Source organism: Streptomyces sp. NPDC107521 (genome assembly GCF_055598485.1).
The window spans coordinates 161,935-178,502 of the sequence record NZ_JBVKAT010000010.1; the positions used below are offsets into that span (position 1 = coordinate 161,935).

Here is a 16,568-nt window from a genome sequence, read left to right on the forward strand (position 1 = left end):
CGCGGCACGGGCGCGTGGCGCCGGGTCCCGGTGGGTGCGGTCCGGGCGCGCGGCCCCGGGCCGGGCGGGCCGTCAGGCGACCTCGGTGGCCGCGGCGGGCGCCGGGCCACCGAGCGCGTCGCGGCGCTCGGGCATCCGCAGGGTGACCATCCGGCGCCAGCCGAACAGCCGCTCGTAGCCGTACCGGGCGTGGATGCCGGCCGCGAGGACCGCCGAGCGGACCCGGGACCAGCCCAGCAGGCGGCCCATCCGGGCCATCACGGCGAGGCCGACGTCGCGGTGGACGCGGATCTCGGCGAACGCGCAGGCCCGCAGCGTGCGCTCGACGTACCGGCCGTGCCCGGCGGCGGCGAAGCGGAGCAGTTCCTCGTGGGAGTAGGCGAGGTGGTTGTCCTCGTCGGCGGAGATCATCCGCACCGCCCGGCCCAGCTCCGGGTGGTCCGAGAAGTGCCGGCAGAGCATCCGCATCTGCTCGGCGGCGCGCTGCTCGGTGACCCTGCTGTGCGCCAGGTAGGTGATCACGTCCCGCACGGTGAGGGGGCGGTCGGCCCGGAGCCGGTCGTGCGAGAGGCCGATGCCCCGCTGCTCCAGCAGCATCGTGTAGTCCGCCTCGGGCGGTACGACGACGGGTCCGAGGCCGCGCTTGTTGAGCAGGGCGTTGAAGATCCGCCCGTGCTTGTCCTCGTCCGCGCCGTGCCGGGCGATCCTGGGCGCGAGGGCGCGCTCGCTCTCGGGGACCAGGGCGGCGATCCGCCCGTTCTCCCAGCCGCCCTGCGACTCGCCGCCGGCCGCGATGGAGCAGAACAGCCGGAACGACTCGTCGTGGTCGAGGATCTCCTGGAACAGACTCTTGGCCGAAAGCATCCGTGGCACCTCTCCGCCTCCGCAGGTCTCCGCGAGGCGGTCCGCCGGTCGCGGCACGCCTCCGCTCACGCGGGCTCCGTGGAGACCGAGTCAAGTGCGGGCCGGGGGGCGCGGCAACAGGGGCGGCGGGCCACTGGGCCGTACGGGGGACGGACGGCGTCCGGAAAGGGCCGTAACCCGGCGGGCGCGGGCGCGTTGTTCCCGGTGTCGGCCGTGGCGGGGAAGACCCCCGAGCCCCCACCACGGCCGCGAGAACCCGAGGGTGCCGCTCAGCCGAGGCCGGCCCGCTCCAGGGCCTCGGCGCCGGCCCGGAGCGCGGCGATCCGCTCGTCCTGGGTGAAGCCGGCCGGGGCGAGGGTCAGGGTGGTGACCCCGGCGGCGGCGTAGGCCCGCATCCGGTCGGCGATCCGGCCGACGGAGCCGAGCAGGGTGGTCCGGTCGATCAGCTCGTGCGGTACGGCGGCCGCGGCGCCCTCCTTGTCCCCGGACAGGTACCTGTCCTGGATCTCGGCGGCCTCCCGCTCGTAGCCCATGCGCCGGGCGAGCCGGTTGTAGAAGTTCTGCTCGCGGCTGCCCATGCCGCCGACGTAGAGCGCGGTGTACGGGCGGAACACGTCGGCCAGCGCGGCGACGTCCCGGTCCTCGCCGAGGGCGAGCGGCAGCGTGGGGCAGACGTCGAAGCCGTCGAGCGTCAGCCCGGCCCCCTCGCGTCCGGCGCGCAGATGCCGGACCGCGGTCTCCTCCAGGTGTTCGGCGGCGGAGAGGACCAGCAGCGCGCCGTCCGCGATCCCGCCGGTCTGCTCCAGGTTCCTGGGGCCGATGGCGGCGATGTAGAGCGGGATGTGCGGGCGCTCGGGGTGCACGGTCAGCTTGATCGGCCTGCCGGGCCCGCCGGGCAGGGGCAGCGTCCAGTGCTCCCCCTCGAAGGACAGGCGCTCGCGGGTCATGGCCCGGCGGACGATCTCGACGTACTCGCGGGTGCGGGCGAGCGGCTTGTCGAACCGGACGCCGTACCAGCCCTCGGAGACCTGCGGGCCGGACACCCCGAGGCCGAGGCGGAACCGGCCGCCGGACAGGGAGTCGAGGGTGGCGGCCGTCATGGCGGTCATGGCGGGCTGGCGGGCGGGGATCTGGAAGATGGCGGAACCGACGTCGATGCGCTCGGTCCGGGCGGCCACCCAGGCGAGCACGGTGGCCGCGTCGGAGCCGTACGCCTCCGAGGCCCAGCAGACCGCGTAGCCGAGCCGGTCGGCCTCCCGGGCCACGGCCAGGTTGTCCGCGTCCATTCCGGCACCCCAGTAGCCGAGGCTGATCCCGAGCTTCATGGCCGACACCCCTTACCGATCAGTAACGTCCGACACGACCCGACCCTAGCGCGCGGGATCCGGTTGTCCACAGGTCCCCACGGCGCGGGCCGCGGCCAGTAGTGTCGGCGTCCATGGAGCAGAGGCATCTGGGGCGCACCGGGCTGCGTGTGTCCCGCATCGGGCTGGGCACCCTCACCTGGGGCCGGGACACCGACGAGCACGACGCGGCGGACCTCCTGAAGACCTTCTGGGAGGCGGGCGGGTCCCTCGTCGACACCGCCGACGTGTACGGCGACGGAGAGGCCGAGTACCTCCTGGGGCGGCTCATGGAGGGACTGGTGCCGCGCCGGGATCTGGTGATCTCGACCAAGGCCGGCAGCGTCGCCGACTTCGACCGCCGCTTCGACGGCTCGCGCGGGCATCTGCTCTCCGCGCTGGACGCCTCCCTCGCCCGCCTGGGCACGGACCACGTCGACGTGTGGCACGTCCACGCCTACGACCCGGAGACCCCGCTGGAGGAGACGCTGCACGCCCTCGACCTCGCGGTCAGCAGCGGGCGCGCCCGCTACGCGGGGGTGGCCGGGTTCTGCGGCTGGCAGCTGGCCAAGGCGGGCACCTGGCAGCTCGCGGCCCCGGGGGTGCGCAACCGGCTGGCGAGCACCCAGGCCGAGTACTCGCTGCTGCAGCGGGGTGTGGAGCGCGAGGTGCTGCCCGCCGCGCTCGATCTGGGCATCGGGCTGCTCCCCTCCTCGCCGCTGGGGCGCGGGGTGCTCACGGGCAAGTACCGCAAGGACGCGACGCCCGCCGACTCGCGCGGGGCGTCGGAGCACATGGCGCCGTTCGTCGCCCCCTACCTCGACACCGCGGCCGGGCACATCGTGGAGGCGGTGACGACGGCGGCGGACGGGCTGGCGGTGACGCCGTTGCAGGTGGCGCTGGCGTGGGTCCGGGACCGGCCCGGGGTGGTCGCGCCGGTCGTCGGGGCGCGCAACGCGCGGCAGCTCACGGCGGCGCTGTCAGTGGAGGCGCTTACGCTTCCTGACGAGATCTGCCGGGCCCTCGACGACGTGTCGGCGCCCGTGCACCGCTATCCCGATCACGACTGGAGCACGCTGTGAGCACGGAGCCCGCCCCCACGGGGAGCACCGAGGGAACGGGGCCCGCCGCCCCCGCCGACGCGCCCGCCGGGACGGACGGGGCGGATGCAACCGCGGGGACCGGCGGCGCGGACGGGGCGGACGGGAGCGCGACCGCCGCCGGAGCGCCGGAGGCGGAGGCGGACGGGGGCGCGGGGGTCCCGGACGCCGGGGACACACCCGCGTCCGCGGGCTCCGGGCCCGGTACCGGCGGCGGGGCGCGGGGCGATGCGGCGGACGGCGGCGGGGCGGAGGGCGGAGCGGACCTCGGCGCGGGCTCCGGCGGCGGGGCGGAGGCCGGGACCGGTGCCGGCGGCGGGGCGCGGGATGACGGGACGGACGGGGAGGCCGAGGGCGCGGGCGCCACGGGTTCCGGCAGTGGCGCGGACGCCGAGGGCGACGGTGGCGCGGACGGCGGAAACCCCGGGGGTGAGGGTGCCGAGGGTGCCGGGGGCAAGGACGCCGTGTCCGAGGCCACGGCCGAGCTGGCCGCGCAGCGGGTCGAGCGGGAGCGGATCGAGCGGCGCAGGGCGGAGCGTACGGAGCCGATCGCCAGCGGAGCCAAGCTGAGCGGCACCGCGGCCGATCTCCTCGCCGCCGTACGGGCCGTGGAGAAGGGCGCGAAGCCCCCGGCCGACGGGTTCGACGGACCGGCCCCGGCCCCGCGCCGCCCGGCGCCGCGCCGGGAGCCCGCCCGGCGGGCACCGGCGCCGCCGTCCGCCGGAGTCCCCCAGGCCCCCGCCGGGCCCGCGCCGGAGACGGTACGGGCGGTGCGGGAAGTGCTGGCCGAGGGCGGTGCCCCCGAGGCGCTCGCGCCGGCGGCCGCCGCGCTGCTGGGCGAATCGGCGGGCCCCGTGCTGCGCGAGGACCCCTGGCAGTTGCTCCGCCTCCCCGAGGTGCGCCCCGAGCAGGCCGACGGCTTCGCCCGGTCCCTGCTCGGCGCGGAGTGCGGCCCCGGTGACGAACGGCGGGGCCGCGCCCTCACCGTCCGGCAGCTGGAGCGGGCGGCGCTCGGCGGCCACACCGCCCTGGAGCTGCCCCGGCTCACGGCCGCGCTCGCCCAGCAGGGCGTGCCGGACCCGGACGCCGCCGTGCAGAGCGCGCTCGCCGAGGGCGACGCCCTGGTCTTCCAGGACGCCCTGGACGAACCGGGCGGCCACCCGGAGGGCGCCCCGGCCGGGGAGGAGCAGGCCGACGGGGAGGACCGCCCGGTGCGGGTCCTGGTCGGGCTGGAGCGGTACGCGCTGGCGGAGGAGAGCCTCGCGGACGCCCTGGCCCGGCTGGCCGCCTCCACGCCGAAGCGGGACGGTGCGGCGCCCGAGTGGGAGCGGGAGGCCGCCGCGGCGCGGGGTTCCGCCGCCGAACTGATCCGGGCGGTCGCGGACCACGGGCTGGTCCTGCACACCGGCGGCGAGGCGTCCCTGGCCGAGCCCGCCGCCCTGCTCCGCGCGGCGCACGCGCTGGGCCTGCGCGCCTGGGCCGCCGCGCACGGCCCGCTCGGCCGCGACCGCCTCGCCGCCCTCGCCGCCGTGGGCGCGGAGCCCGCGGGATCCCCGGACGCCGTGCCCGGGGAGCCCGCGCCGGACTCCCCCGTCCCCGGCGGGGACGCCCCCGCCGTCACCACCGTGGCCGGGCTGCTCGCCGGGAGCGAGGGCCCCGGGCGGGACGCGGACGGCGCGCTGGACCTCGACCTGCTCGTGGTGGCCGACGCGCCGCAACTGGACGTGGAGACCGCCGCACTGCTCGCGGAGTCGCTGCCGGACGGGGCGCGGCTGGTCCTGAGCGGTGACCCCTCGGTGCTCGGCTCGGCGGGGCCCGGCCGGGTCTTCGCGGACCTGCTGGCGTCCGGCCTCTGCCCCCGCGTCGCCTCCCGGCGGCCGGACCCGGGGCCGCTGGGCGAGCTGGTCTCCGGCATCGGCGCCGGGGAGCTGGGCCGGGTGGAGGCACCCGGCAAGGAGATCGTGATCGTGCCGGTGCGGGACGCCGGGGAGGCCGTGCACCGGGCGGTGCAGCTCGTCGTGGACTCGGTGCCGCGCGCGATCGGGGTGCCCGCCGGGCGGACCCGGGTGATCACCCCGGGCCACGGCGGCGCGGCGGGCACCCGGGCCCTCAACGCGGCGCTCAAGGAACGGCTGAATCCCGGCCCCGGCCGCTTCGGCGGCTTCGACCCGGGGGACCTCGTCGCCTACTCCCCCGCCCCGGGCCGCACGGTGCCGGGCCGGGTGGAGGGCGCCGACGCGGAGGGGCTGCGGCTGTCGTGCGGCGGCGAGAGCGTGGTCGTCCCGAGGGAGCGGGTCGAGCGGTCGGTGCGGCACGGCTGGGCGCTGACCGCGCACCAGGCGGTCGGCGGCCGGTGGCCCGCGGTGGTCGTGGTGCTGCCCGGGGACGCGGCGGGGGCGCTCAGCCGCCCCTGGGTCTACACGGCGTTCGGCCGGGCCGTGCGCCATCTCTCCGTGGTGCACGGGGTGGAGCAGGCCCTGCCCCGCGCCGTGGCGGAGGTCCCGGCCGCGCCCCGGACGACCCGGCTGCCGGTCCTCCTCGCGCCGCACGCCCCGACGGACGGCTGACCCCCGGGTTCCTCCCCGGTTCCCCCTGATCCGCCGACCCGCCGATCGCCCGCCCCGCGGTCCCGCCGAACTCTCCGGCGCACGGCCCGCGGTGGCCGAGCGGCCGGGGACCCGGCCGGGGCGCGGGCCCCGGAACCGGAACCCGGACCCTGGGCCGGGGACCCGCACCGGACGCCGGAACGAGAACGGCGGCCACGGAGGGAAGATCCTCCGTAGCCGCCGCCGTCCTCCGGCCGGTGTCCGCGCGCCCGCCCCTCAGCGGGCCGCGGGCGACCGCGCCGGTCCCGTGCCGTCCCCGGACGGCCCGGCGGCGCCGTCGTCGTCCGGAGCCTCGTCGTAGTCGTCCTCGTCGCTCTCGTCGTCGTCCTCTTCGTCCTCGTCGTCGTCCGCGCCGCCCAGGTCCTCGTCCTCGTCGTCGAAGACGGCGCTGACGTCGAAGCGGCAGACGACCTCCTCGGCGTCGACGTGGTCGAAGGGGGCCTCCAACCACTCGCCGGGCTCGGCGAGTTCGTCGGCGGCCGTCACCCACAGCGTGGAGTCGCCCTCCTCCAGGCCGAACTCCGTGTGGCGGGAGGCGATCTCGTCCGGCTCGTACTCGCCGAACAGGATGCCCAGGGCTCCGTGGACGGTGCCGGACGCGTCCCTGTCCGCGTCCCGCTCGTCGTCCGCCGCCTCGACCCGGCGGGCCTGCGCCATCAGCCGCCGCGGCTCGGCCACGGCGTAGTCACGGCGGATCAGCACGCTCACCGCGTGCGGTTCCTCGGGGCCCCTGTACGGCGGCAGGGAGTCGTCCGCACCGGGGATCTCGAAGGGGGTCACCTCGTCGTAGTGGTCGTAGAGCAACTCGTCGTACGCCTCCGCGGCCGCGGCCAGCTGGTTGAACGCCTCGTGGACGGCCGGGTCGTCCTCCCCCGAGCGGCGTTCGACCGCGGCCAGGTGGCGGTCGAGCGCGGTCTTCACCGCCTCGGCGGCGGCGCGTACCTCGGCAGCGGTGGGCTGCGCAGCATCAGACATAGTGCAGACGCTATCCGTACCGGGCCCCGGCCCGCACAATAGATGCGATGCCGGAATACGAATTCGTCGACGTGCGCCTGCCGCGCGGGGTGTCCCGCAAGGAGACGACGCGACTGCTGACGGACCATGCCGAGTACGGACACTGGGAGTTGTACCGACTGACCCTGCTGCGCGACGGCAGCCGGAAGGTGCGGCTGCGGCGGCGGATCATCCGCCAGGTGCGCGCCACCTGGTGAGCGGTCGACGGACAAGGAGCGGGCCCCGCCGGTGCGGGGCCCGCTTCCGCGTGTGGTGAGATGCCTCACGCCGGTCCGGCGCCGCGGCGGCGGCCGGTGACCGGCATCACACCCCGGCGCGCGCCCTGCGGTAGAGCACGACACCGGTGAGCAGCACACCGGCGCCCAGCGGGACGGAGAGGCCCAGCGGGATCCCGTTGCCGGTCTCCGCGAGGTTGACCGGCTCCTGGGGCCCGGGGGCGGGCCGCTCGGGGGTCCCGGGGGCGGGGGGCGCGTCGGTGCCGGGGGTGCTCGGGGTGACGGGCTTCTCGGGCTCCGGCTCGACGGGCGGCGCCTCGTGGCCCCCGCCGTTCTCGCAGTTGTTGCCGAGGGCCGGGTTGAGCAGGCCGACGACGTTGACGCTGTTGCCGCAGACGTTCACCGGCACGTCGACCGGCACCTGGACGTTGTTGCCGGAGCCGACGCCGGGCGAGTCCGAGGCGTGCCCCTCGGCGTGCGCGCCACCACCGCCCCGGTTGACACAGGAGTTGCCCATCGCGGGGTTGAGGGCGCCGACGGCGTCGACCGTGTTGCCGCAGACGTTCACCGGGACGTGCACCGGGGCCTGCACGGTGTTGCCGGACACCACGCCGGGCGATCCGGCGCTCGCGCCGTGCGCACCCGAGTCGGCGTGGGCCGCGCCGCTCGCCGCGGCGATCACGCCGGTGGCGGCCGCCACCGTCATCAGACCCTTGCGGGTTGCCTGTCGCATGTACTGATTCCCTGCCTTGCCCCGGGCCTCTGAGGGCCGGGGATCCGAAGTACCGAGTGGGGCCCGCGGTACCGGGGGATCGGTGGTACCGGGGTTCCGTGGTGCCGGGGGTGCCGTCGTCACCGACGTCCGGCGTCGTGTCCCGCGCCCCCAAGGCCGTCGGCCCCGGAGCGCGTGGCGCGTGCTCCGGGGCCGGCGGACTCAGACCCTCAGGGGGCGAGCGGCGGCGTCAGTCGTTGACGCAGACGTTGCCGAAGGCGGGGTTCAGCAGGCCGATCACGTCGATCGTGTTGCCGCAGACGTTCACCGGGACGTGCACGGGAACCTGGACGACATTGCCGGAAAGGACACCCGGGGAGTGCGCGGCGGCACCCTGGGCGCCGGAGTCGGCGACGGCCATGCCGGCGCCCGCGAGAACCAGGCCACCGGTGGCAGCCGCGGCGGCGACGACCTTCTTGATCATTATTCCTCCTAGTTGGCAAACGCGATCCCATCGTGCGGACCGCAACACCTGTAACGAGGAGGGGGTTATCAGGCTACGAGCCCACGAGTGCGTTCACTCTTCCCGGGGGTCCTCCATACGCGCGAGCGAATCGATGAACGGTTCCGCGGCGGGCGCCGGGCCCGCCGCCGGGTTCAGGAGGCGTCGATGAACCGGTCCAGCACCCGCACGCCGAACCGCAGTCCCTCGACCGGCACCCGCTCGTCGACCCCGTGGAACATCCCGGCGAAGTCCAGCTCCGGCGGGAGCTGGAGCGGCGCGAAGCCGAAGCAGCGGATGCCGAGGTCGTCGAAGGACTTGGCGTCGGTGCCGCCGGAGAGCATGTAGGGCACCGCCCGCGCGATCGGGTCCTCGGCGCGCAGCGCGCTCTGCATGGCGTCGACGAGCCGGCCGTCGAAGCCGGTCTCCAGCGCCTTGTCGGCGTGCACGTCCTCGCGGCGGACGCGGGGGCCGAGGACGCGGTCGAGGTCGGCGAGGAACTCCTGCTCGTAGCCGGGCAGGAAGCGTCCGTCGACGTGGGCGGTGGCCTGGCCGGGGATGACGTTGACCTTGTAGCCGGCGCCGAGCATGGTGGGCGCGGCCGAGTTGCGCAGGGTGGTGCCGATCATCCGGGAGATGCCGCCGAGCTTGGCGAGGGTCTCGTCCATGTTCTCGGGGTCGAGTTCGGTGCCGAGCGCGTCGGACAGCTCGTCCAGGAAGGCCCGCACGGTCTTGGTCACCCTGACCGGCCAGGTGTGGCGGCCGAGCCGGGCGACGGCGTCGCACAGTTCGGTGATGGCGTTGTCGTCGTTGGTCATCGAGCCGTGTCCGGCGGTGCCCTCGACGGTGAGCCGCATCCAGTGCATGCCCTTCTCGGCGGTCTCGACGAGATAGAGCCGCAGCTTCTCGTTGACCGTGAAGGAGAACCCGCCGACCTCGCCGATGGCCTCGGTGACGCCCTCGAACAGCTCGGGGTGCCGGTGGACGAGGTGCTTGGCGCCGTAGGTGCCGCCGGCCTCCTCGTCCGCGAGGAACGCCAGCACGATGTCGCGCGGCGGCTTGCGCCCGCTGCGCATCCGCTCGCGCACGACCGCGAGGGTCATCGCGTCCATGTCCTTCATGTCGACGGCGCCCCGCCCCCAGACGCAGCCGTCCGCGATCTCGCCGGAGAAGGGGTGGTGCGTCCAGTCGTCGGCGTTGGCCGGGACGACGTCGGTGTGGCCGTGGATGAGCAGGGCGGGACGGGACGGGTCCTCGCCCTCGATGCGGGCCACCGTGGAGGCCCGGCCCGGGTGGGATTCGAAGATCCGGGGTTCGAGGCCCACCTCGGCGAGCTTCTCGGCGACGTACTCGGCCGCCTTGCGCTCGCCGGGACCCGAGTGGTCGCCGTAGTTGCTGGTGTCGATCCGGATCAGCTCGCGGCAGAGGTCGACGACCTCGTCCTCGCCGGTGACGTTCCCGGTCGTGCCCGAGTCGCTCACGTGGTTCCTCCCGCTGTCGCCGCTGATGGTCCCCTCATCCTCTCCCGCCGGGCGCCCCCGCCCAACCATGGGTGATCGCCCACCCGGGAAAGCCTGGTAATGTTTACGTCGTCGCCACGGGGGGAACCTCGCGCGGCAGACACCTTGTCCGGGTGGCGGAATGGCAGACGCGCTAGCTTGAGGTGCTAGTGCCCTTTATCGGGCGTGGGGGTTCAAGTCCCCCCTCGGACACCGGCTGAGACCCCACTTCATGTGGGGTTTTCCGCATTTCTGAGGTACGGCGCGACCGACCGCGTGACCGACGGCCCGTCATCCCCGGGCCGGACCGGGGATGACGGGCCGAGCCCGTCGCCGGCTCGGGAGACGGCGAGTCTTGGGGCTCCGTCCTCACGTGAGCGCATCGAACGTCCGGTCCGTCCCGCTCGGGAACGCCGTCGCCCCCGCCACGCGGAACTCAAGTTCCGGCAGGTCACCCCAGCGCGCCCGTGCCACGGTCTCACCAGCGGGGGCGATGTCCACCCCCGGACCGGACGCGCCGAGGGTCACCAGGCGTGCCGGGTTGCTTCCGCTCCCCGAGCCGAGCTCCGACACCCGGCGCCCGGCGCCCGGCCACGGCACCCAGGAGACCCTCGTTCGGCCCGTGATCGGCGGTTCGGGAAGGGCTTCGACGTGAACACCGGACCGTGGGAGCCGCGGCTACTCGACCGGTCCACGGGCCGGGCGAGCGTTGAGCGGTACTCGACTCCTCCGTCATGGGCGGAACGGTTGGCCACCCGGCCAACTCATGACCAACAGCGCTCGGGGACGGGCGGGAACAGCAGGAGACAGGAGGAGGACGCACCCGCCACATCTCGCCCCCATACGGACGTTTGGGCAGGCCGGCCAACCAGTGAGCTGGTGCCCGGGGCGGGAGTCCAGGTCCGCGTGGGACACCAGCAACACCGGCACCGGCAGGGCCCCGGCCGATCCGGGGACTTCCTGCTTTCCGGCGCCGGCCCGCGAGGGCGGCTCCGCCGCTGGGGCCGGGTCCCGGGCGGTGGTCCGTGGGAGCGGGCGGGGCGGACGGGGGGCGTGGGGCGGTGGGTCACGGCCGGGGTGGCTCGGGGTCGGTGGACAGGCGGGCGTGGCGCTCCACGTCGTGGCGGACCCCCTCGTACTCCAGCTTCCCGCGTTCCACTCCCTCCGCCCCGAAGCCCGCGGCGCGGGCCACCCGGCAGGAGGCCGGATTGTCCGTCCGGTGGCCCAGTTCCAGGCGGAACAGGCCCAGTTCGCCGAAGGACCAGTGGGCCAGTGCCCGGCAGGCCCGGGACGCCACTCCGCGCCCCCGGGCCGGGGCGACGGTCCAGTACGACACCCATCCGGTCCGGTGGCGCCGGTCGACCGCGCCGACGGCCGCGTTGCCCAGTACGGTGTCCGCGCCGTCGACCACGGCGAAGGCGAAGGCCGTCCCCGAGGCCCACTGCTCCTCCCGTGCCGCGAGCCACCGGCACGCCCCGAGCGGGGAGGCGACGGGTTCCTTCGTCTGCCGGTCCAGCTCCGGGTCGGCGAACGCCGCGCGGACGGCCCGGACGTCGCCGGGGGACCAACGGCGCAGGGACAGACCGGCGGACGCCTCGTGGCACTCACGCATGCCCGCCAGTGTCCCCCCGGCGCCGCCCGGCCGCCGTCGTTTTCCCCGGGGACGGGGGCGGCGGGCACAATGGGACGCATGAGCACGCGTTCCTGTCCCTGCGGGCTGCCCGAGGCGTATCCGGAGTGCTGCGGCCGGTTCCACTCCGGGGCCGGGGCCGCGCCGACGGCCGAGGCCCTGATGCGGTCCCGGTACTGCGCCTTCGTGAAGGGTGACGCCGGGTACCTGCTGCGGACGTGGCATCCGCGCACCCGGCCCGCGCGGCTCGACCCGGACACCGGCACGCGGTGGACGGGACTGGAGATCCTCGCGACCGGTGCCGGTTCGGCGTTCCACTCCGCCGGCACCGTGACCTTCCGGGCCTCCTACCGGGGCGGCTCGCTGCACGAGCGGAGCCGGTTCGAGCGGGTCGACGGGGCCTGGGTGTACGTCGACGGGGAGTTCCTCGACTGACCGGTCCCCCGGTCCCCCGCCCCGGGGCGGGGCGGGAGGCGGGGTTGCGCGCGGCGCGGCCGGTGGGGTTCCGTGGCGTCGACAGCGCGGGCCGCCGGAGCGGGCCGCGGACCTCCGCCGGACAGCGAGGCAGGTTCCCGATGCAGTGGGCGCACGTCCTCCCGGTCGTCGTGGTGATGGGCGTCGCGGGCACCGGCAAGAGCACCGTCGGCGGACTGCTCGCGGCCCGGCTCGGTGTCCCCTACGCCGAGGGCGACGACTTCCACCCGCCGGCCAGTATCGCCCGGATGTCGGCGGGCATCCCGCTGACCGACGAGGACCGCGGGCCCTGGCTGGACGCCGTCGGGCGGTGGGCGCGGGGGCGGGCGGGGCTCGGCGGGGTGGTGGGCTGCTCGGCGCTGAAGCGGGCGTACCGCGACCGGCTGCGGACCGCCGCCCCGGAGCTGGTGTTCCTGCATCTCACCGGGGACCGGGAGCTGATCGGTCGGCGGACGGCCCGCCGCGAGGGGCACTTCATGCCGGCGACGCTGCTGGACTCGCAGTTCGCGACCCTCCAGCCGCTGGAGCCGGACGAGGCGGGCGTGGCGGTGGAGGTCACGGACGGACCCGGGGAGATCGCGGACCACGCGGTGCGGGCGCTCCGGGCGCTCACCCGGCCGCCCCGGTGACCCGGGGCCCGGGGCCCGGGGACTCCAGGTGGCACTGGGGGCCGGTACCTCGGGGATGCGATGGTGCTGGGGGGGCGGCAGTCCGGTGGCCCTGGGGCCGGTACCTCGGGCATCCGGTGGCCCTGGCGTGCGGCAGTCCGGGATCCGGTGGCCCTGAGGGGCCGCAGCTCTCGGGTCCGGCAGCGCCGGAGGCCACGGTCACCCAGGAGCACCCCGGAGGCCCGGGGCACCCCGGAGGCCCGGCGGCCGTGCCGGTGCCGGGCCACGGGTGCCCGCGCCCTCCGCACCCGCCGCCCGGACACCCCTCCCCCGGTGTGCGCACCGGCGGTCGCGCGCCGTCCCCTCCGGCACGGCGGCCGAGCCCCCGGCCCCGCCCGCACGGACGCCCCCACGGGCGGGGGCCGGGGCGCCCCTGGGTCACACCCCCGGGCGGACCCGCCCGGCCCCCGTCCCGCCCTACTCCGACGCCGCCTTCTCCAGCCGGAACGCCTCGTTGCCCAGGCCGATGCGGGCGTGCCGCTCCGGCGCGCGGGCGCGCAGGATCGCGCCCTGCACCAGCCCGGCGACCACCGCGAGGCCGATGAGCCCGGGCAGCACCCAGCTCAGCGCCGAGCCGGGGCCCGCGCCGACGAGCACGTCGAAGTCCTTCACGGTGTATCCGGCGATCACCAGCAGGGCGACGCCCGCCAGGACGGAGGTCGTCAGCCGCATCCACTGGGCGCCGGCGGCGCCGCGCCGGACGAAGAAGGCCACCACGGAGAACGAGGCGGCGGCCATCAGCAGGATGACGCCGAGGGCGCCGATGTTGCCGCCCCAGGTGAACAGGTGCAGCACGGGCTCGGTCGGGTCGCCGACCGGCTTGTCGTCCACGACCGCGAAGACGACGACGATGACCAGGGACACGGCGGTCTGAAGCAGCGAACCGGTGCCGGGGGCGCCGCTGGTGCCGCTGGTGCGGCCGAAGGGGGCGGGCAGCAGCCCCTCGCGGCCCATGGCGAAGGCGTAGCGGGCGACCACGTTGTGGAAGCTGAGGAGGGCCGCGAACATGCCGGTCACGAACAGCACGTGCAGGACGTCGGTGAAGGTGGCCCCGAGCCGGGCCTCGGTGAGGTTGAACAGCAGCCCGGCGCTCTGCTCCTGGGCACTGCCGACGATCCTGTCGGGACCGGTGGCGACGGTCAGCGCCCAGCTGCTGAGGGCGAAGAACACGGCGACGCCCGCGACGGCGAGGAACATCACCCGCGGCACCAGGACGTGCGGGCGGCTGGTCTCCTCGGCGTAGACGGGCGCCTGCTCGAAGCCGAGGAAGGCGGCGATGCAGAAGCACAGCGCGGTGCCGACGCCCGCGCCGGTCAGGGTGTCCGGGTTGAAGGCGTGCAGCGACAGCCCCTGCGGTCCGGGGTCGGAGACCGCGGCGATGTCGAAGACCACGACGAGGACGACCTCGATGAGCAGGAGCACGCCGAGCACCCGCGCGTTGACGTCGATCTTCAGCCAGCCGAGCGCGCCGACCGCGACGACGCCCACCAGCGCGGGGATCCACCAGGCGATGTCGACCCCGGCGTAGGTGGACAGGAGACCGGAGACCTCGAAGCCGAAGATGCCGTAGATGCCGACCTGGAGGGCGTTGTAGGCGACCATCGCGACCAGGGCGGCGCTCGCCCCGGCGGTGCCGCCCAGACCTCGGGAGATGTACGCGTAGAAGGCGCCCGCGTTGTGGACGTGGCGGCTCATCTCGGCATAGCCGACGCTGAACAGGACGAGGACGACGCCCAGCACCACGAAGATCAGCGGCTGGCCGACGATGCCGATGACCGCGTACGTGGTGGGCATGACCCCGGCGACGACCATGAGCGGCGCGGTGGCGGCGAGGACGGACAGGAGCAGGCCCCCCGTGCCCAGCCGGTCGGCGCGCAGCGCCCGTTCCTCCCCCTTGAACGTGCTGATGCCGCCGTCGCGCCTGGCTTTCCGTGTGCTCGAAGTGCCCGTGGCCATCGGGGGACCGTCCTTATGTCGTCGTCGGGATGCGGGTCGGGGTGGAGGGAGGGGGTCGTGGGGTCAGGCCGTCCCCAGCGCGTCGGCGCGGGCGGCGCGGAAGGCGGCGTACGGTTCCCGGTCCGGGTAGGCCCAGGGGGCGGGGGTGGCGTGCGGGCCGATCCGGTGGAACAGGGCGGCGGCCTCGGCGCCGCGCCCCTCGCAGGACTTGGCGTGGGCCAGGAAGTTGAGGTCGATCAGCCTGCGCGGGTGGCCGTCCTGCTCCCATTCCAGCCACCAGTCGAAGGCGGCCTTCATCACCAGCCGGGCGCGGCGGCCGATCCAGTGGCCGGAGGACCTGGGGTCGGCGGACTCGTGGCCGGCGGCGGCCAGGACGCGGTAGCGCTCGGCGTGCGCGACGACCGGCAGGATGGCCAGGGGGGAGTCGGCGGGGGCCTGTTCGGCGGCCCAGTTGGCGAAGTCGTAGACCTCGTGCAGCGGGTCCGGGCCGTCCTCGGCGCGCTGTTCGGCGAGGCGGGCGACCATCAGGTGGTGCGCGTGGTGGTGGTCGGCGTAGCGGCCCCGGACCGCCTCGAAGGCACGGACGACATCGTCGTCGGTGCCCAGGTCGCGCTCCAGCATCAGCAGTCCCAGCCAGGGGGTGGGGTCCTCGGGGACGAGCGCGGCGGTGCTCCGGCAGGCCTCCCGGGCGGCGGCCGGCTTCTCCTTGCCGCGCAGCGCGCGCCGGACGAGGGCGAAGGCGAGCAGCAGGGAGGCGTCGGTGGAGTCGGGTTCGGCGAGGAGCCACTCCCGGGCCCAGGCGGCGCAGTAGCGTTCGGCGGCGAGGACGGCGATCCGGTGTCCGCGGCGGTCCCACTCCACGCCCGTCCGGGTGATCAGGGAGCGCGCCGACTGCCAGCGTCCCTGCGCCAGCGCCGCGCGTGCCGTCGTGAGTTCGGCGTCGTCGAGCGCCTCGTCGAAAGAGTGGCCGGCGCGTCTGCGGGCGCGGCCGAGGGGAGGCGGAGGTGGGGACACCGCGGAACTTCCTCACGCGACGCGCTGGTCGTCGTAGCCGGATTGCCATGGACTGATCACTCACAGCAAACCCGTCGGCCGCACTCGTCGTCAAGGGCCGCTTGGGTGTTACACGCGTCAACTCCTGCGCCAAGAGGGGGATTTGCCTCCGTTGCCCCGGGCGGCCCGTTCCGTGTCGACCACTCGGCGTGCCCGGCCGCTGCTTGGATGGGCGGATGAGTGCGGCTGACGAGATCCTCGATGTCGTGGACGAGGACGACCGGGTGGTGGGCCGGGCGCGGCGGGGCGACGTCTACGCCCGCGGGCTGTGCCACCGCGTGGTCTTCGTCCGGGTCCGGGACGCGCGGGGACGGTTCTTCGTCCACCGTCGCACACCGGGGAAGCTGGTGTACCCCTCGCTGTACGACATGTTCGTCGGCGGGGTCGTCGGGGCGGGCGAGTCCTACGACGACGCGGCGCTGCGGGAGGCCGGGGAGGAGCTGGGGGTGAGCGGCCTGCCCCGGCCGGAGTTCCGGTTCTCCTTCCTCTTCGACGGAGGCGGCGGGCGCCGGTGGTGGTCGGCGGTGTACGAGGTGCGCTGGGAGGGGGCGGTGCGTCCGCAGGCGGAGGAGGTGGACTGGCACGGGTTCCTCACCGGGGCGGAGCTGGAGCGGCGGCTCGGTGAGTGGGAGTGGGTCCCGGACGGGCTGGCCGCGTACGAACGGCTGCGGGCGTGGGAGCGGGAACGGGAACGGGGGTGACGCCTCTTCCGGGGACCGCCCCCGTTCCGGGGAGCCGGGCCCGTTCCGGGGAGCCGGGGCCGTTCCGGGGAGCCGGGGCCGCCCGGGCGGTGGACGGGGCCGGACCGGGGCGGGGCGAGGTGGGCCGGGGCGGGGAAGCCCGGCGGCGGTCGCCCCGGGCGGGTCCGGCGGCGGGGCGGCGAAGTCCGGTGCGGGGCCCGGAGGATGGCGGTGGGCCCGGGGCCGGGGGGA

15 protein-coding genes and 1 tRNA gene are annotated in these 16,568 nt (G+C 75.7%); 7 read left to right on the forward strand and 9 right to left on the reverse strand.

Features of this window, described 5'->3' with window-relative positions; all coding sequences use genetic code 11:
• Window positions 1–72 precede the first annotated feature (72 nt).
• Window positions 73–864 (reverse strand): ferritin-like domain-containing protein, encoded by a 792-nt coding sequence (locus ACZ7LB_RS17490; protein ID WP_471469062.1) that lies wholly within the window; start codon window positions 862–864, stop codon window positions 73–75.
• Between the two features lie 269 nt (window positions 865–1,133).
• Window positions 1,134–2,189: an LLM class F420-dependent oxidoreductase gene (locus ACZ7LB_RS17495; RefSeq protein WP_471469064.1), complete on the reverse strand. Its 1,056-nt coding sequence runs from the start codon at window positions 2,187–2,189 to the stop codon at window positions 1,134–1,136.
• Window positions 2,190–2,302: 113 nt separating this feature from the next.
• Between ACZ7LB_RS17495 and ACZ7LB_RS17500 the strand changes: the two genes are divergently transcribed.
• Window positions 2,303–3,289, forward strand: a complete 987-nt coding sequence (locus tag ACZ7LB_RS17500; protein WP_471469066.1) for an aldo/keto reductase — start codon at window positions 2,303–2,305, stop codon at window positions 3,287–3,289.
• Window positions 3,286–5,874 (forward strand): helix-hairpin-helix domain-containing protein, encoded by a 2,589-nt coding sequence (locus ACZ7LB_RS17505; RefSeq protein ID WP_471469068.1) that lies wholly within the window; start codon window positions 3,286–3,288, stop codon window positions 5,872–5,874. Before ACZ7LB_RS17500 ends, ACZ7LB_RS17505 begins: the two co-directional genes overlap by 4 nt.
• A gap of 255 nt (window positions 5,875–6,129) precedes the next feature.
• Here the strand turns inward: ACZ7LB_RS17505 and ACZ7LB_RS17510 are convergent, their stop codons facing one another.
• Window positions 6,130–6,888, reverse strand: a complete 759-nt coding sequence (locus ACZ7LB_RS17510; protein ID WP_471469070.1) for a hypothetical protein — start codon at window positions 6,886–6,888, stop codon at window positions 6,130–6,132.
• Between the two features lie 47 nt (window positions 6,889–6,935).
• On the opposite strand from ACZ7LB_RS17510, the gene ACZ7LB_RS17515 reads away from it, so the two are divergent.
• The gene (locus ACZ7LB_RS17515) at window positions 6,936–7,124 is read left to right on the forward strand and encodes a DUF5703 family protein (protein WP_161226438.1); all 189 of its coding nucleotides are present in this window, start codon (window positions 6,936–6,938) and stop codon (window positions 7,122–7,124) included.
• Window positions 7,125–7,230: 106 nt separating this feature from the next.
• On the opposite strand, the gene ACZ7LB_RS17520 is transcribed toward ACZ7LB_RS17515, so the two are convergent.
• The 3 genes from ACZ7LB_RS17520 to ACZ7LB_RS17530 form a co-directional block, all read right to left on the reverse strand.
• Window positions 7,231–7,875, reverse strand: a complete 645-nt coding sequence (locus ACZ7LB_RS17520) for a chaplin (RefSeq protein ID WP_471469072.1) — start codon at window positions 7,873–7,875, stop codon at window positions 7,231–7,233.
• Between the two features lie 229 nt (window positions 7,876–8,104).
• Window positions 8,105–8,338, reverse strand: a complete 234-nt coding sequence (chpH, locus tag ACZ7LB_RS17525; protein ID WP_161226434.1) for a chaplin ChpH — start codon at window positions 8,336–8,338, stop codon at window positions 8,105–8,107.
• 173 nt (window positions 8,339–8,511) lie between these two features.
• A complete protein-coding gene (locus ACZ7LB_RS17530) occupies window positions 8,512–9,837 on the reverse strand; it encodes a M20/M25/M40 family metallo-hydrolase (protein WP_471469074.1) in 1,326 nt (441 codons plus the stop codon).
• A 146-nt stretch (window positions 9,838–9,983) separates the two neighbouring features.
• Here ACZ7LB_RS17530 and ACZ7LB_RS17535 point away from each other — a divergent pair.
• Window positions 9,984–10,068, forward strand: a tRNA-Leu gene (locus ACZ7LB_RS17535).
• An 853-nt stretch (window positions 10,069–10,921) separates the two neighbouring features.
• On the opposite strand, the gene ACZ7LB_RS17540 is transcribed toward ACZ7LB_RS17535, so the two are convergent.
• On the reverse strand, window positions 10,922–11,467 hold the full coding sequence (locus tag ACZ7LB_RS17540; RefSeq protein WP_471469076.1) for a GNAT family N-acetyltransferase: 546 nt from the start codon (window positions 11,465–11,467) through the stop codon (window positions 10,922–10,924).
• A gap of 78 nt (window positions 11,468–11,545) precedes the next feature.
• On the opposite strand from ACZ7LB_RS17540, the gene ACZ7LB_RS17545 reads away from it, so the two are divergent.
• A complete protein-coding gene (locus ACZ7LB_RS17545) occupies window positions 11,546–11,920 on the forward strand; it encodes a YchJ family protein (protein WP_471469078.1) in 375 nt (124 codons plus the stop codon).
• Window positions 11,921–12,060: 140 nt separating this feature from the next.
• Window positions 12,061–12,588 (forward strand): gluconokinase, encoded by a 528-nt coding sequence (locus tag ACZ7LB_RS17550; protein WP_471469080.1) that lies wholly within the window; start codon window positions 12,061–12,063, stop codon window positions 12,586–12,588.
• Window positions 12,589–13,044: 456 nt separating this feature from the next.
• Here the strand turns inward: ACZ7LB_RS17550 and ACZ7LB_RS17555 are convergent, their stop codons facing one another.
• Both ACZ7LB_RS17555 and ACZ7LB_RS17560 read right to left on the reverse strand, forming a co-directional pair.
• On the reverse strand, window positions 13,045–14,583 hold the full coding sequence (locus tag ACZ7LB_RS17555) for an APC family permease (RefSeq protein ID WP_471469082.1): 1,539 nt from the start codon (window positions 14,581–14,583) through the stop codon (window positions 13,045–13,047).
• Between the two features lie 63 nt (window positions 14,584–14,646).
• On the reverse strand, window positions 14,647–15,597 hold the full coding sequence (locus ACZ7LB_RS17560) for a hypothetical protein (RefSeq protein WP_471469083.1): 951 nt from the start codon (window positions 15,595–15,597) through the stop codon (window positions 14,647–14,649).
• 215 nt (window positions 15,598–15,812) lie between these two features.
• On the opposite strand from ACZ7LB_RS17560, the gene ACZ7LB_RS17565 reads away from it, so the two are divergent.
• Window positions 15,813–16,337, forward strand: coding sequence for an NUDIX domain-containing protein (locus ACZ7LB_RS17565; RefSeq protein ID WP_471469085.1), 525 nt, complete (start codon window positions 15,813–15,815; stop codon window positions 16,335–16,337).
• The last annotated feature ends 231 nt before the right edge of the window (window positions 16,338–16,568 follow it).

Excerpts from the sequence above, each read along its gene's own strand:
- ACZ7LB_RS17490 (WP_471469062.1), bottom strand. The coding sequence starts at position 864 with ATGCTTTCGGCCAAGAGTCTGTTCCAGGAGATCCTCGACCACGACGAG.
- ACZ7LB_RS17495 (WP_471469064.1), bottom strand. The coding sequence starts at position 2,189 with ATGAAGCTCGGGATCAGCCTCGGCTACTGGGGTGCCGGAATGGACGCG.
- ACZ7LB_RS17500 (WP_471469066.1), top strand. The coding sequence starts at position 2,303 with ATGGAGCAGAGGCATCTGGGGCGCACCGGGCTGCGTGTGTCCCGCATC.
- ACZ7LB_RS17510 (WP_471469070.1), bottom strand. The coding sequence starts at position 6,888 with ATGTCTGATGCTGCGCAGCCCACCGCTGCCGAGGTACGCGCCGCCGCC.
- ACZ7LB_RS17515 (WP_161226438.1), top strand. The coding sequence starts at position 6,936 with ATGCCGGAATACGAATTCGTCGACGTGCGCCTGCCGCGCGGGGTGTCC.
- ACZ7LB_RS17520 (WP_471469072.1), bottom strand. The coding sequence starts at position 7,875 with ATGCGACAGGCAACCCGCAAGGGTCTGATGACGGTGGCGGCCGCCACC.
- chpH (WP_161226434.1), bottom strand. The coding sequence starts at position 8,338 with ATGATCAAGAAGGTCGTCGCCGCCGCGGCTGCCACCGGTGGCCTGGTT.
- ACZ7LB_RS17540 (WP_471469076.1), bottom strand. The coding sequence starts at position 11,467 with ATGCGTGAGTGCCACGAGGCGTCCGCCGGTCTGTCCCTGCGCCGTTGG.
- ACZ7LB_RS17545 (WP_471469078.1), top strand. The coding sequence starts at position 11,546 with ATGAGCACGCGTTCCTGTCCCTGCGGGCTGCCCGAGGCGTATCCGGAG.
- ACZ7LB_RS17550 (WP_471469080.1), top strand. The coding sequence starts at position 12,061 with ATGCAGTGGGCGCACGTCCTCCCGGTCGTCGTGGTGATGGGCGTCGCG.
- ACZ7LB_RS17555 (WP_471469082.1), bottom strand. The coding sequence starts at position 14,583 with ATGGCCACGGGCACTTCGAGCACACGGAAAGCCAGGCGCGACGGCGGC.
- ACZ7LB_RS17565 (WP_471469085.1), top strand. The coding sequence starts at position 15,813 with ATGAGTGCGGCTGACGAGATCCTCGATGTCGTGGACGAGGACGACCGG.